Here is a 13,924-nt window from a genome sequence, read left to right on the forward strand (position 1 = left end):
TCCCGTCAGGGGGTCGGGAGCATCCAGCTCAGGATCGGCGTGGACTGCAAGTACACCAGCGTGCACAGGATCAGCAGCATGGCGATGGACCAGCCGGCGACCTTGCGCAGGATGACCGATTCCTGGCCCTGCATGCCCACCGCCGTGGCCGCGATGGCCAGGTTCTGCGGGCTGATGAGCTTGCCGACGACGCCGCCGGCGGTGTTGCCGGCCACCAGCAGGTACGGGTCGATCCCGGCCTTGATGCCGGCGGTCTGCTGCAGCTTGGCGAACAGGGCGTTGGCCGAGGTGTCGGAGCCGGTCACGGCGGTGCCGATCCAGCCAAGCACCGGCGAAAGGAAGGCGAAGGCGGCTCCCGTGCCGGCCAGCCAGGTGCCGATGCTGATGGTCTGCCCGGACAGGTTCATCACGTAGGCCAGTGCCAGCACGCAGATGATCGTCAGCCCGGCCCAGCGCATGTTGTAGATGGTGCGCCCGATCTCTGCGATGGCCTGGCCGACGGTGATCTTGTACGTCCCGCGGTCGTCCCAGATCGAGTAGACGACGGCCACGATCAGCCCGGTGATCAGCAGCAGCGTGCCGGGGCTGGAGAGCCATTGGAAGTTGTACGTGGTGCCGGAGAGCGCCTCGCCGCTGGCACCGACGACGCGCTCGTGCAGCAGTGGCCACGCCACCTTGACGTCGGTGGTCTCGAGCAGCTTCGGAATGCTGATGCCGGCCGTCCACAGCTTGGCGACGCCGAAGATGACGATGACCAGCAGGTAGGGGAACAGGGCCATGAAGACGCGCGATGCGCCGAGCCTCTCCTGGTCGTCCTCGACGTGCGATGCGCCGGACCCGCCCACTAGGACACGCTCGCGGGCTGCCTCGGTGCCGACCGGGGACCAGAAGCGCAGGAAGACGACGGCCACGGCCAGGCCGGCCAGCGAGGCCACGATGTCGGTGAGCTCGTAGGCGAAGTAGGTGGCGGTGAGGAACTGGGCGATCGCGAAGGACACCCCGACCACGACGGTGGCGGGCCAGCACTCCTTGACGCCGCGCCATCCATCGAGGATGAACAGCAGCAGGGTGGGCACGAACAGGGCCAGCAGCGGGGCCTGGTGCCCGACGATCGCACCGATGTGCGCCGGATCCAGCCCCGTCAGCGCCCCGGCGGTCGTGATCGGGATGGCGACGGCGCCGAAGGCCACCGGCGCGGTGTTGGCGACCAGGACGGCCGCGGCGGCGCGCAGCGGGGCCATGCCCAGCGCGATGAGCATGGTAGCCGTGATGGCCACGGGGGCGCCAAAGCCGGCCAGGGCCTCGAGCAGGCCGCCGAAGCAGAAGGCGATCAGCACCGACTGGATGCGCACGTCGCCGCCGCCGATCACGTCGAAGACCCGGCGCAGGTCGTCGAAGCGGCCGCTGACCACGGTGACCTGGTACAGCCAAATGGCCATGATGACGATCCACACCACGGGAAAGGCGCCGAACACCCCGCCCATGACCCCGGACATCAACGCGAGGCCGACCGGCATCTTGAAGGCGAAGATCGCCACGGCCAGCGCGACCAACAACGACCAGGCCCCGGCAACGTGCGCCTTGGTCTTGACGAGCGCCAGCAGCGCGAAGAAGGTCACCAGCGGCAGCAGGGCCACCAGTGCCGACAGGGCGACGCTTCCGGCCACCGGGTCGGTCGGGGGTGTGAATGTGTCCATCGTTCGGTCCTTACACGCGAGTGGCGGTCTTCTGTGGTCTGACCACTATGGTCTGACCACGGAAGCATAACCTGTACCTTGGGCACTTGTGAACCCCATCACAGCCCCCATCTCCCACGGCGCCCCCGCCGATTCGGCATTCCGGCGCATCCACCCCGCCACTAGACGGGCCACCCGCATCCACCTATAGTGGTCAGACCACACCGGCTACGGTGTCGCCCCGGCGGCGCCACGGAAGGCATCACCATGAAAATCGCCCTCTTCGCCACCTGCATCGTCGACGGCATGTACCCCAGCACGGCCCGCGCCACGGTCGCGATCCTGGAGCGGCTCGGCCACGAGGTCGTCTTCCCTCCCGGCCAGGCCTGCTGCGGCCAGATGCACATCAACTCCGGCTACTTCGCCGAAGCGCTGCCCGTCGTCGCCAACCACGTGAAGGCCTTCGACACCGGCGACTACGACGTCGCCGTCGCCCCCTCGGCCTCCTGCGTCGCCTCGGTCAAGCACCAGCAGCCGATGATCGCCGACCGCGCCGGCGACGCCAGGCTCAAACGCCGCTCCGAGGAGGTCGGGACCCGGACCTACGAGCTCTCGCAGCTGCTCGTCGACGTCCTGGGCGTCACCGACGCCGCCACCCAGCTGGGCAGCTGGTTCCCCACCTCGGTCACCTACCACCCCTCCTGCCACGGCATGCGGCTGCTGCGCCTGGGCGACCGCCAGCTGGACCTGCTGCGCACCGTGGAGGGCATCGAGCTGGCCGACCTGCCCGCGGCCGACCAGTGCTGCGGCTTCGGCGGCACGTTCTCGATGAAGAACGCCGAGGTCTCCTCCGCCATGCTCGCCGACAAGGCCGACAACGTCACCGCCAGCGGGGCCGCGTTGTGCACCGGCGGCGACGCCTCCTGCCTGCTGCACATCGGCGGCGGGCTCTCCCGCACCGGCGCCAACGCCGGCACCCTGCACCTGGCCGAGATCCTCGCCAGCACCAGGGAGAACCCGTACGACGCCGGAACCTCCTTCCCGCGCGATGTGGAGGTGGCACGATGAGCCAGGTCTTCGTCGGCATGCCCGCCGTCCCCACCCACGGATCCGGGAACCTCTTCGCCACCGAGTCCTTCCCCGAGGCGGCGCACCACGAGCTGCGCAACGACCAGCTGCGCAGCAACCTGCGCCACGCCACCACCTCGATCCGCGAGAAGCGCGCGCACGTGGTCGGCGAACTCCCGGACTGGGAGGACCTGCGCTCCGCCGGGTCGGCGACCAAGGAGGCCGTCATGGCCGGCCTGCCGGCCCTGCTCGAGCAGTTCGAGGCCAACTTCACCGCCCGGGGCGGGATCATCCACTGGGCCCGCGATGCCGCCGAGGCCAACCGGATCGTCGAGTCCCTCGTCCGCGAGCAGGACACGGACGAGGTCGTGAAGGTCAAGTCGATGGCCACCCAGGAGATCGGGCTCAACGAGTACCTCGACGACCGCGGCATCCACGCGTTCGAGACGGACCTGGCCGAACTGATCGTCCAGCTCGGCCACGACAAGCCCAGCCACATCCTCGTTCCCGCCATCCACAAGAACCGCTCCCAGATCCGCGACATCTTCCTGCAGGAGATGCAGGACGTCGACCCGAATTTGTCGAACGACCCCCGCGAACTGGCCATGGCCGCCAGGGCCCACCTGCGCCGCAAGTTCCTCTCCGCCAAGGTCGCGATCTCCGGGGCCAACTTCGCCCTGGCCGACACCGGCACGCTCGGTGTCGTCGAGTCGGAGGGCAACGGCCGGATGTGCCTGACCCTGCCGGAAACGCTCATCACGGTCATGGGGATCGAGAAGCTGCTGCCCCACGCCGAGGACCTCGAGGTCTTCATGCAGCTGCTGCCCCGCTCCTCCACCGGCGAGCGCATGAACCCCTACACGTCCTTCTGGACCGGCGTCACGGAGGACGATGGACCGCAGAACGTCCACCTGGTGATGCTGGACAACGGACGGACCGCCGCCCTAGCCGACGTCCACGGGCGCTCGGCGCTGCACTGCATCCGCTGCTCGGCCTGCATGAACGTGTGCCCGGTGTACGAGCGCACCGGTGGACACGCCTACGGCTCCACCTACCCCGGCCCGATCGGGGCGATCCTCTCGCCGCTGATGACCGGCATCGAGGCGGAGGAGAACAACTCGCTGCCGTATGCCTCGAGCCTGTGCGGCGCGTGCTACGACGCGTGCCCGGTGAAGATCAACATCCCCGAGATCCTCGTGCACCTGCGCGGGGAGGACGTCGATGCGCGGCGGGGCAAGCCGCGCCTGCCCTCGGAGATGGACCTGATGATGAAGGGGGTCCAGTGGGCCTTCAGCTCCGGGGCGCGCCTCGGGCTGCTCGAGAAGGCCCTGCCGCTGGGCAAGCTGGCCGCGGGACGCGACAAGAAGATCAAGCGGCTGCCCGGCCACCTGGCCGGTGGCTGGACCAGCTCGCGCGACATCCCGGCCCCGCCGACGCAGTCCTTCAGGGATTGGTGGGCCAGGGAGCACGGGAACGGCACCACCGATTCGAGCGGGAAGGCGAAGTGATGGAAGCACGCGAGGAGATCCTGGGGCGCATCCGCTCGGCGATCAGCGACGGCCCGGCCGTGCCGGAGGTGTCCCGCACCTACCGCCGGACCGCGGACCTGGAGCGGGACGAGGTGCTGGGCCTGATGGTCGACCGGCTGGAGGACTACAAGGCCACCGTCGACCGCGTGTCCGCCGCCAACCTGCCGGGCACGATCGCCGCATTGCTGCAGGACGCGAAGAGCTATGCGGTCCCGCACGGTTTGCCGGCCGAGTGGCTCGAGGACGACCGGCTGCGCAATGACGACCGCAGACTCACCGATGCGCCGGGCAGCCGCCTGGCGGTCGACGAGCTCGACGGCATCTCCGTGGTCACCTCCTCGGCGGTTTCAATCGCCGAGTCCGGGACGATCATCCTGGACGGCTCCCCCACCCAGGGACGCCGGGCCATCAGCCTGGTCCCGGACCACCATGTCTGCGTCGTTCCGGCGTCTTCCATCGTGCAGCTGCTGCCCGAGGCGCTGCCCCGGATCGACCCGACGCACCCGCTGACGTGGATCTCGGGGCCGAGCGCCACCAGCGACATCGAACTCGAACGCGTCGAAGGGGTGCACGGGCCGCGGAACCTGGACGTCATCATCGTCACCGACCTCTGAGACGATGGGGGCATGAGCACCGATTCCCCTGACGCCGACATGCCCGCCGTCGTCGAACTGGCGGCCCGCCACGGGCTGGAACTGGCCACCGAGGGCATCACCTTCAACGAGGCCGGCCTGGACTACCGGGTGGCGTTCGCCCACGAGGACGGCGACCCCGGCAAGCAGTGGGTCCTGCGCATTCCGCGCCGGGACGACGTCTCGGCCAAGCTCGACGAGGAGCGCGCGATCCTGGACTTCGTGCGCCCCCGGTTGTCCGTCGCCGTCCCCCACTGGCGAATCCATGCACCGGAGCTCATCGCCTACCCGCTGCTGCCCGGCTTTCCCGGCCTCACGCTCGACGACGACGGCGAACCGGTCTGGCACGTCGACACCTCCTCGCCGGCGTACGCCGAGTCGCTGGCCCGGGTGATCGCCGCGCTGCACACCCTGGATCCCGACGCAGCCGAGGCCGCCGGCGTCCCCTCCGAGTCCCCCGCCGGGGTCCGGGAGAAGTGGCGCGCCGACCTGGAGCGGGTCCGCGCCGAGTTCGAGGTCTCCGAGGACCTGCTGGGCGGCTGGCGGGCCTGGCTGGCCGATGACGGGCTCTGGCCCACCGAGACGGTGTTCACCCACGGGGAGCTCTACCCGGCGCACCTGCTGCTCGACGAGCACGAGGACGTCGTCTCGGTGCTGGACTGGACCACGGCGAAGGTCGGCGACCCGGCGATCGACTTCGCGTTCCACTGCATGAGCTCCTCCGCCGATGCGTTCGAGCGCACCGTCGCCGTCTACACAGAACTCACCGGCCGCACCGAGCCGCGGCTGGCCGAGCGCTGCGGCGCCCTGCTCTCCGCCGGTCCGCTCAGCTACGGCCTCTTCGCGCTGGCCACCGGGGAGCCGGACCACCGGGCCGCCGCCGCGGCGATGCTCAACCCCGACCCATCCGGGGAGTGACTGCGGCCCCCGGCCGCGCGGGCCTGCCGGTCAGCTATCCGTCCCGCATGGCGCCGGTGGACGTGTCGATGGCCAGCGACCCCGACCGGGTCCGGCCCCCTGCTTCCACCGACCACCGGACGACGGCGGCGCCCGCGGCGATGTCGTCTGCGGTGACCGTGTAGACCGGGGTGAAGTAGAGGACGTGTTCCCCTGGGGCCAGCGTAGCCGGCGGGAACAGCGCGGCCATGCTGCCGTCGTCGTGCCCGTCGAAGGTTCCCGCCAGGGCAGCGGTGACGATGCTGGCCGTGGTGTTGGTGAACCGGCCGGTGAAGGCCAGGATGTCCCCGGCCCGCAGCCCGGGCGCGGGTTCGCCGTAGTTGGCGACCTGCGCCTCGCGGGTGCCCAGGACCTGGGCGGTGCCGGTGTAGCCCTGCCCGATCTCCTTCCAGGTGTGCACGCCCCAGGCGCCCGCGTCGGCGCCGATGGTGTGCGACTCCCCCACGCTCATCCAGTGCTCGGGCCGGCCCGGGGTGATGGAGCGCAGCACCATGGCCAGCGCCCCGCCGTCGTCCTCGGTGAAGGAGGCCGCGGCGCCCGCGAGCGCCCCGTCGGTCAGTGCCTCCGGTTCGATGCGGGTGAAGACCAGCTCGGAGTAGCCGTCGCGTTCGAAGAAGACGCCGAGGGCCCCGTCGGCGAGGACGGCGGCGGTGGAGTAGGCGGAGCTGCCCGCGCAGAGGGTGGCCACCGGTTCCCAGGTGGTGCCGGCGTCGTGCGAGGCGGCCAGGACCGTGTTGCGGCGCAGCGCGGTGTCGCGGTTGTGGGTGGCCAGCAGGGTGCAGCCGCCGTCGGCGGTGGTGCGCAGGCGCAGGATGGAGCCGTTGTCGCCGGGGTCGGGCAGCGTGGGGACCGGCTCCAGCGCGGTGTAGCTGTGGCCGCCGTCGGTGGAGCGGGCGGCGAGGCGGGCGCCGGGGGCACGGGAGTTCAGCAGGACGGTGCCGTCGGGCAGGGCGACCGTCTTGTTCTCGTTGCCCTCCCCCGGTGCGGGCTCGCCGAGGATCCAGGTCTCGCCGTGGTCGTCGGAGCAGGCGCTGGCGGCGCGGATGGTGCCGTGCAGCAGGATGACCATCTGCTGGATGAGGCGTCCGGCATGCGGGCCGGCGTCGAGCTGGATGCCGGTGCCGGCGGCGGCGAAGATCCCGGTGATGCCCTCGCGCTTGAGCATGCCGGTCAGGCGGCGGTGGGTCCAGGTGGCGCCGTCGTCGTCGGAGACGGAAAGGTCCACGTGCTGGACGTCGTCCTCGGGTTCGAGGCCCTCGACGGCCTCGAAGAACCCGGCGTGGGTGCCGGCGGCGTGGAAGCAGAACAGGCGGCCGGTCTCGCGGTCCACCAGCAGGCTCGGGTCGCCGTAGCCGGCCAGGCCGGTGCCGGTGCGGATGACCTGCTGCGGTTCCCAGGTGCGGCCGTTGTCGAAACTGCGACGCAGCAGCAGGTCGATGGTGTTGGGCAGGTCGTCCAGGTTGGGGCGCCCGTCGTAGGCGGCCAGGACGGTGCCGCGCGGGGAGACGGCGAGGGCGGGGATGCGGTATTGGCGGTAGCCGCCGTGGCCACGGGCGGCGAGGACCTGTTCGGCGATGGTGGGTGGGTTGTCGGGGAGGATGGGTTCAACGGGGGCGGGCGCAGCAGCCGGCGTCGCGCGGGAATCGGTGGGGTGCACCCCTCCAGATCTACACGTACGGCGCGGCGACGGCCAATGATGACGGTGCGCGGCCGGTCGATGCGGGCCTTGAAGCCCGCTTGTGAGTTGCTGTCCGAGTTATCGTCGGTTGGCTCCGGATATTCCGACGAAAACTCGGACATGTGGGACGCCCGAGCCGCCGCGGAGCCGCAACGGCGGCGGTGGCGCGGCGGCGGTGGCGGCGGCGGCGGTGGCGAACCGGCCCCCACCCCGGGCGGCTGGGTCACTCGCCGGCGCTACCCCGAGGGTCCGTGTCGGGTGCCGGGGCGGATGTCAGCCGGACGCAGCATCCGCACGGCTGGCCCGGGGCGACCCGTTCGGCACGCCGTCCCGGCTCCAGCGCTTCCAGGGCCCCGCCGATGAAGTCCTCGTTCATGTCGCAGACCGTGTCGGTGTGGCGTGAGGACAAGGCATGGAAGGGGCAGTTCGTCAGGTCCGCCGTGCCGTCGGGCCGGGACTCGGGTCGGTACCCGTAGGTCGTCAGGAAGTGTTCCAGGTCGGCCTGGTCGGCGGCGAGGCGTCGTCCCGTGGACCGGGCTGCTGCGGCCAGGTGGCTGTCGACCGGACCGCCGTCGGCGCGTGCGGCTTCGATCGCCGCGGCCATGATGTCGGCAGCCAGCGGGTATTCGCGGTGCGGAACACTGGCGGTGACCTCGGTGTGGACGGCGCCGTAGACCTTAGACGGCCGGCCTGCACCCGGCCCGGTCGCCCCATTCAACCGGCGGTAGGAGACCTCGAGGAGCCCCTGGTCGGCGAGCTTGTCCAGTTGGAAGGCGGCGGCCTGGCGGGCGATCCCGACCGCCTCGGCCACCTGCTCGCGGCCCAACGGCTCCTCGCTGCGTGCGATGACGTCGAAGATGGCGGCCCGCAGGGGGTCGGCCACGGCGGCGACGGCCTCGACACGTTCATGCTGGGATAGCTGTTGCATGGACCCATCATATCTCTAAAACGAGTAACTATTGACTTAGAAAAACGACCGAGTCTAAAATGAGGCATCATCGCTTTAGAAAGGACCACGTCATGGCCGCCCCCGCTGTCCCCGCTGCCGACCGGCGTCAAAACGCCGCATCGCATCAGGCCTTCGTCCTGCTGCGCACCATCTTCACCGTTGCGCCGATCCTCTTCGGGATCGACAAGTTCACCAACGTCCTCACCGATTGGACCCACTACCTCGCGCCGATCGCCACCGACATCGTGCCGGTCAGCCCGCAGGTCTTCATGTACATGGTCGGTGTCGTCGAGATCATCGCCGGCATCGTGGTCGCCCTGCGCCCGCGCCTGGGGTCGCTGGTCGTGGCAATGTGGCTCCTCGGCATCATCGTCAACCTGCTCCTGGTGCCTGGGTTCTTCGATGTCGGCCTGCGCGACTTCGGGCTCCTCATCGGGGCACTCGCCCTAAACCGCCTCGCCGCCACGGAGGCGCCGGCCTGGCTGGCACGAACGCACCGCACCGCCACAGCGCACTGAACACCGCCCCGCACGACCGTGCCCCGGTGGACGCCACGCGTCCGGAACCGGGGCACGGCCGCGTCCCGTTGGTCAGCGCCCGGCTGCGTATCCCTGGACGCCGCGCGGATTCGCCGCCGCGGCGAGCTGGCCCGTTGCGGGATCCCGCACGACCGCGGACAGCCTCCCCAGTGCCCAATCGCCGGCCCGCGTGACGACATGCCCCCGCGCCTCCAGCCCGGCGATGACCTCCTGGCCGAGGCGGTCCTCGACCACGGCGCCGCCCGGGGTCCAGGTACGTGGCCAGAACGATCCGGGGATCGAGGTCGTATGCAGCGCCGGGGCATCGATGGCCTGCTGCGGCGAGTATCCGCCGACAATGGTGCGCAACAGGTACAGCAGCTGCCACTGGTCCTGCTGGTCTCCACCCGGCGAACCAAGAGCGGAGACCGCCTGGCCGTCCTTGAGCACCAAGGTCGGGGTCAGCGTGGTGCGCGGCCGTTTCCCCGGGGTGAGCGTGGACGGGGCACCATCTTCCAGCCAGGTCATCTGCAGCCGCGTTCCCAAGCAGAACCCGAGAGCGGGGACCAGGGGCGAGGACTGCAACCAGCCCCCGGACGGTGTCGCGGAGACCATGTTGCCCCACCGGTCCACGACGTCGAGGTGGCACGTGTCCCCGCGGGTCTCCCCGTCGGGTTGGACGGTCGGTTCCCCGATGCCGGCGAATCCCGTCTTGGCACCGGTGGCCGCCGCCGGTGGCGTGTAGTCCACGCGCAGCGGTGGAATGAACGGCGGGTGGCCCGGCACGGTCCCGGGGCGGAACTCGTGGCTGGCTGATTCGGTGATGAGACGCCTGCGTTCCGCACTGTATTCCGTGGACAGCAGGTGCCCCAGCGGAACGTCGGTGTCCCCGAAGTAGGACTCGCGGTCGGCAATCGCGAGCTTCTGGGCTTCAAGGATCGTGTGGGCACCGAGCTCCGTCGAGGGGTCGAGGTACTCGTCGTCGAAGCCCTCGAGGATGGCCAGGGTGAGCAACAGGGCCGGCCCTTGGCCCCAGGGTCCGGTCTTGGCGATGGTGTGGCCGCGGAAGGAAACCGTGGCCGAGGGTTCGTAGCACGCGCGGAAGCCCTCGACGTCGGCGGCGGACAGCACGCCGGCATGATCCGTGCCGGAGGAATGCCGATGGGGTCGGGCCAGGAAGGCCTCGGCTTCCCGGCCGACGAGGCGTGCCCAGAGATCACGTGCGGCCTCGATCCCCGCAGTCCGCCGACCGGCGGCGGTGCCGGTGGGGTCCGGCCCGCCGGCCGTGCCTTCCGCCGCGCCGACCAGCTGGTCCAGCACGGCGGCATAGGGTTCGTTGCGCAGCAGCGCGTCGTCGCCGGGCACCTCCCCGTCCGGCATCCAGTGGGCGGCGGAGCTGGGCCAGTGGTCGGTGAACAGCTCGGCCACGGTGGCGATGGTGTCGCGTACCCGGGGCAGGATCTGGTGCCCCTGCCGGGCATAGCCAACCGCGTAGGCGAGCACATCGGCCAGGGGCCAGGTCCCGTGGTCGCGCAGGAGCAGCAGCCACGCGTCGACGGCTCCGGGGACGGCGGAAGCCAAGGCGCCGGCACCGGGCACCAGTTCCAGCCCCTCGGCCCGGTAGTGCTCCGTTGTCGCGGCGGCCGGTGCCGGCCCCTGCCCCATGAGGACCACGGGCTCCCCGGGCCGGTCGGCGGTGGCGAAGATGCCGGTCATATCCCCGCCGGGACCGTTCAGGTGCGGCTCCACGACATGGAGCACGAAGGCGCCGGCAACCGCCGCGTCGAAGGCGTTGCCCCCGCGTTCGAGGACCGACTGGATGGAGGCCGTGGCCAGCCAATGGGTCGAGGCACTCATGCCGAAGCTGCCCTGCAGGGTGGGGCGGGTGGTGAAGGAATCCGGTGCGGTGTAGGTCACATCCCCACTCTAGGCGGGACGTTCGCCCACGGCATCGTGCGGACCCGTCAACGCCGGGAGAGTTCGAAGCAGGTCGCCGATGCCGCACTCCAGCACATCGCAGATCGCGGTCAGCGTGCTGAACCGGATGGCCTTGGCCCGCAAGGGGTGGCACCCGGACCATGCGGATCCTTGCGCCACCCCTTGACCGGACCGTTGGCTAGTGGCTCGCCGTGGCGCTTTCGGCCACCGGGACGAACGCCGGGACACGGCGCTGGTCGAAGATCGTGGCGCCGACCTCCTGCTCGGCCTGGTTGTCCATCGACAGGTCGATGCCCTTGCGATCGCGCAGCAGGGAGACGGCCACCAGCGAGATGACGGTCATGCCCAGCAGGTAGGCGGAGACGGCGGCGCTGCTGCCGGTCGCGTTGACCAGGGCCTGGGCGATCGTCGGGGCGAAGGCGCCGCCGATGATCGCGCCCAGGGCGTAGGAGATGGAGACGCCGGAGAAGCGGACGCTGGCCGGGAAGATCTCGCTGTACCAGGAAGCCTGCGGACCGTAGGACAAGCCCAGCCCGATGGTGAACAGGCCCAAGGCCAGGTAGAGCAGGGGCAGCGAGCCGGTATTGATCATCCAGAACAGCGGGAAGACCATGAGCGCCTGGCAGCTGAAGCCGATCAGGTACGTGCGCTTGCGTCCGATCTTGTCGGACAGGTAGCCGGCCAGCAGCGTGAAGATGAACCAGGTGGCGGCGGCGAAGGTGACGGCCAGCAGCACGTCGGTGCGCTCGAGCCCCACGGCCGGCCCGGAGGCGTAGCTGGGGATGAACCCGCCGGTGGCCATGTACCCGGCGGCGTTGTTGCCGGCGAAGACCAGGGCGGCGAGGATGACCAGCAGCCAGTGCTTGCGGAAGAGCTCGACGACGGGGACCTTGGTCTGCTGCTTGCGCTCGGCGATCTCGAGGAAGATCGGGGACTCGTCGACGGCGCGGCGGACGAGGTAGCCCACGACGACCAGGACCACGCTGAGCAGGAATGGGATGCGCCAGCCCCAGGCCAGGAAGGCCTCGCCCGGGGAGATGACCCCGGTCATCAGGGCGGTGATGCCGGCTGCCAGCAGCATGCCCAGCGGGACACCGAGCTGCGGGACCGACCCGGCCCGGCCGCGGCGTTCGCGTGGGGCATGCTCGACGGCCATCAGCACGGCCCCGCCCCACTCGCCGCCGGCGGAGATGCCCTGCAGGATGCGCAGCAGCAGCAGGAGGATGGGGGCCAGCAGGCCGGCGGTCTCGAAGGAGGGCAGCACGCCGATCAGCGTGGTGGAGGCGCCCATCAGGATCAGGGTGATCACCAGCATCGGGCGCCGGCCGATCTTGTCGCCGAAGTGCCCGGCGAGGAAGGCGCCGAGCGGGCGGAACAGGAAGCTGATGCCGACGGAGGCGAAGGCCAGCAGCAGGCCGATCGATTCGCCGGCCGGCTCGAAGAACAGGTGGGCGAAGACCAGGCCGGCGGCTGTGGCGTAGATGAAGAAGTCGTACCACTCGATGGTGGTGCCGACGAGGGTGGCCATGGCGACGCGTCGCTGGTTCACCTTCGAGGGCTGGATGGGCGCAGGGGCTGGCATGGTGTTCTCCTGAAGGGGGTTTGATGCAGTGATGGAGCTTACAAGGGCCGCTGGGCGAACGAGTGGTTTGCGTTACGGCCTGACGAGACAGTCAGACGGCGGCCGGCACCCGGAGTGCGGCCTTGGCGTACGCCTTGAGGCTGAAACCCGGGGTGGACGCCTCGGCCGGATCGGGACCGGCACCGGCGGCGATGAGCTTGCGGGCGGCCATGTGGTCCGCCGGCGAGTTCACGGATTCGACGGCGGCCAGCTGGCCCTCCCGGTGGCAGAGCACGGAGAACCTTCCGTCCGCGGGGTCACCGAGGACGGTCGTCTCGTCCCCCGGCGCCGTCAGCCCGGCGATCTGCAGCCGCACGGGCCCCTGCGTCGACCAGAACCACGGCAGGGCGGTGTAGTCCGCCACCGTGCCCAGGATCGTGGCGGCGGCATGCCGGCCCTGGTCGGTGGCGTTCTGCACCGATTCCAGCCGGGTGCGCGTCCCGGCGTGGGGATTGGGGAAGTTCGCGCAGTCCCCCACCGCCAGGATCGACGGATCCGAGGTGCGCAGCGCCCCGTCGACGACGATGCCGTTCCCCACCTCCAACCCGGCCTCGGCCGCGAGGGCGTCGTGGGGCACGACGCCGATGCCCACCACCACGAGATCGGCCGGATAGCTGGTGCCCGCCGTGGAGACGGCGGCTGCCACGCGTCCGTCGTCCCCCGCAGTGAAGGAGCCGATGCCTTCGCCCAGATGCAACTCGACGCCCTGGGCCGCATGGGAGGCAGCGAACCAGTCCCCCATCAGCGGACTCAGCGCCCGGCCCATCGGCCGGGGCGCGAACTCCAGGACAGTCACCCGGGCTCCGTGGGCGCGGGCGGCCGCGGCAAACTCCAGGCCGATGAACCCGGCCCCGACGACCACGACGTCCCGTGCCCCGGGCAGCGCCCGGTGCAGCGCCTCGGCGTCGTGCAGTGTTTTGAGGCCGTGGATGCCGGGCAGGTCGGCGCCGGGGCAGGACAGGGAGCGGTTGCGTGCCCCGGTGGCGAGCACCAGGTGCTCGTAGGCGATGGTGCTGCCGTCGGCCAGCGCGACGGTGTGCGCGGCACGGTCGATGGCGGTGGCGGGGGCACCGGCGCGCAGGGTGATGTCGTGGTCGGCGAGGAAGTCCGGGCCGCGCAGGGGCAGCGGCGTGGCGTCCTTGCCGGGCAGCAGGAAGTCCTTGGACAGCGGCGGGCGCTGGTAGGGCGCCCCGGCCTCGTCGGCGATGATCGTCACCGGTGCGGTGTAGCCGCCGGCGCGCAGCGAGTCGGCAACCTGCAGGCCGGCCTGGCCGCCGCCGATGATGACCGTTCCGGCCTCTGCTGCCTGGCCGGGGGCGGCGTGTTCGTGGGTGGCGCGCTCCTGGGTGGCGTCCATG

12 protein-coding genes are annotated in these 13,924 nt (G+C 70.7%); 5 read left to right on the forward strand and 7 right to left on the reverse strand.

Annotated features, from left to right (window positions below; translation table 11 throughout):
- Nucleotides 1-5 precede the first annotated feature (5 nt).
- The gene (locus tag AB8M85_RS10765) at nt 6-1,697 is read right to left on the reverse strand and encodes an L-lactate permease (protein ID WP_372698813.1); all 1,692 of its coding nucleotides are present in this window, start codon (nt 1,695-1,697) and stop codon (nt 6-8) included.
- A 246-nt stretch (nt 1,698-1,943) separates the two neighbouring features.
- Between AB8M85_RS10765 and AB8M85_RS10770 the strand changes: the two genes are divergently transcribed.
- Genes AB8M85_RS10770 through AB8M85_RS10785 form a run of 4 tightly spaced genes read left to right on the forward strand, consistent with a single transcriptional unit; the run spans nt 1,944 to nt 5,823 of the window.
- Entirely contained in the window at nt 1,944-2,744 is an 801-nt protein-coding gene (locus AB8M85_RS10770; protein WP_372698814.1) for a (Fe-S)-binding protein, read from the forward strand.
- Nucleotides 2,741-4,252: a lactate utilization protein B gene (locus AB8M85_RS10775; RefSeq protein ID WP_372698815.1), complete on the forward strand. Its 1,512-nt coding sequence runs from the start codon at nt 2,741-2,743 to the stop codon at nt 4,250-4,252. The genes AB8M85_RS10770 and AB8M85_RS10775 overlap by 4 nt, the downstream gene beginning before the upstream one ends.
- Entirely contained in the window at nt 4,252-4,887 is a 636-nt protein-coding gene (locus AB8M85_RS10780; protein WP_372698816.1) for a lactate utilization protein C, read from the forward strand. The genes AB8M85_RS10775 and AB8M85_RS10780 overlap by 1 nt, the downstream gene beginning before the upstream one ends.
- A 12-nt stretch (nt 4,888-4,899) precedes the next feature.
- Nucleotides 4,900-5,823: a macrolide 2'-phosphotransferase gene (locus tag AB8M85_RS10785; RefSeq protein WP_372698817.1), complete on the forward strand. Its 924-nt coding sequence runs from the start codon at nt 4,900-4,902 to the stop codon at nt 5,821-5,823.
- A gap of 34 nt (nt 5,824-5,857) precedes the next feature.
- Here the strand turns inward: AB8M85_RS10785 and AB8M85_RS10790 are convergent, their stop codons facing one another.
- Complete coding sequence (locus tag AB8M85_RS10790) at nt 5,858-7,519, reverse strand: exo-alpha-sialidase (protein WP_372698818.1); 1,662 nt, start codon at nt 7,517-7,519, stop codon at nt 5,858-5,860.
- A gap of 244 nt (nt 7,520-7,763) precedes the next feature.
- Nucleotides 7,764-8,468 carry a helix-turn-helix transcriptional regulator gene (locus tag AB8M85_RS10795; RefSeq protein ID WP_372698819.1) on the reverse strand — a complete coding sequence of 235 codons (705 nt, stop codon included), beginning with the start codon at nt 8,466-8,468 and terminating at the stop codon, nt 7,764-7,766.
- 92 nt (nt 8,469-8,560) lie between these two features.
- Here AB8M85_RS10795 and AB8M85_RS10800 point away from each other — a divergent pair, with 92 nt between their 5' ends.
- Nucleotides 8,561-9,007, forward strand: a complete 447-nt coding sequence (locus tag AB8M85_RS10800) for a hypothetical protein (protein WP_372698820.1) — start codon at nt 8,561-8,563, stop codon at nt 9,005-9,007.
- A gap of 72 nt (nt 9,008-9,079) precedes the next feature.
- On the opposite strand, the gene AB8M85_RS10805 is transcribed toward AB8M85_RS10800, so the two are convergent.
- From AB8M85_RS10805 to AB8M85_RS10820, 4 genes are all read right to left on the reverse strand, one after another.
- Nucleotides 9,080-10,864 carry a gamma-glutamyltransferase family protein gene (locus AB8M85_RS10805; RefSeq protein ID WP_372699084.1) on the reverse strand — a complete coding sequence of 595 codons (1,785 nt, stop codon included), beginning with the start codon at nt 10,862-10,864 and terminating at the stop codon, nt 9,080-9,082.
- 69 nt (nt 10,865-10,933) lie between these two features.
- Nucleotides 10,934-11,173 carry a helix-turn-helix domain-containing protein gene (locus AB8M85_RS10810; protein WP_372698821.1) on the reverse strand — a complete coding sequence of 80 codons (240 nt, stop codon included), beginning with the start codon at nt 11,171-11,173 and terminating at the stop codon, nt 10,934-10,936.
- On the reverse strand, nt 11,124-12,527 hold the full coding sequence (locus AB8M85_RS10815; RefSeq protein WP_372698822.1) for an MFS transporter: 1,404 nt from the start codon (nt 12,525-12,527) through the stop codon (nt 11,124-11,126). Before AB8M85_RS10815 ends, AB8M85_RS10810 begins: the two co-directional genes overlap by 50 nt.
- 91 nt (nt 12,528-12,618) lie before the next feature.
- The gene (locus AB8M85_RS10820) at nt 12,619-13,923 is read right to left on the reverse strand and encodes an NAD(P)/FAD-dependent oxidoreductase (RefSeq protein WP_372698823.1); all 1,305 of its coding nucleotides are present in this window, start codon (nt 13,921-13,923) and stop codon (nt 12,619-12,621) included.
- Nucleotide 13,924 lies beyond the last annotated feature (1 nt).

The sequence above is a fragment of the Arthrobacter sp. JSM 101049 genome, from assembly GCF_041679245.1.
GTDB lineage: Bacteria > Actinomycetota > Actinomycetes > Actinomycetales > Micrococcaceae > Arthrobacter_H.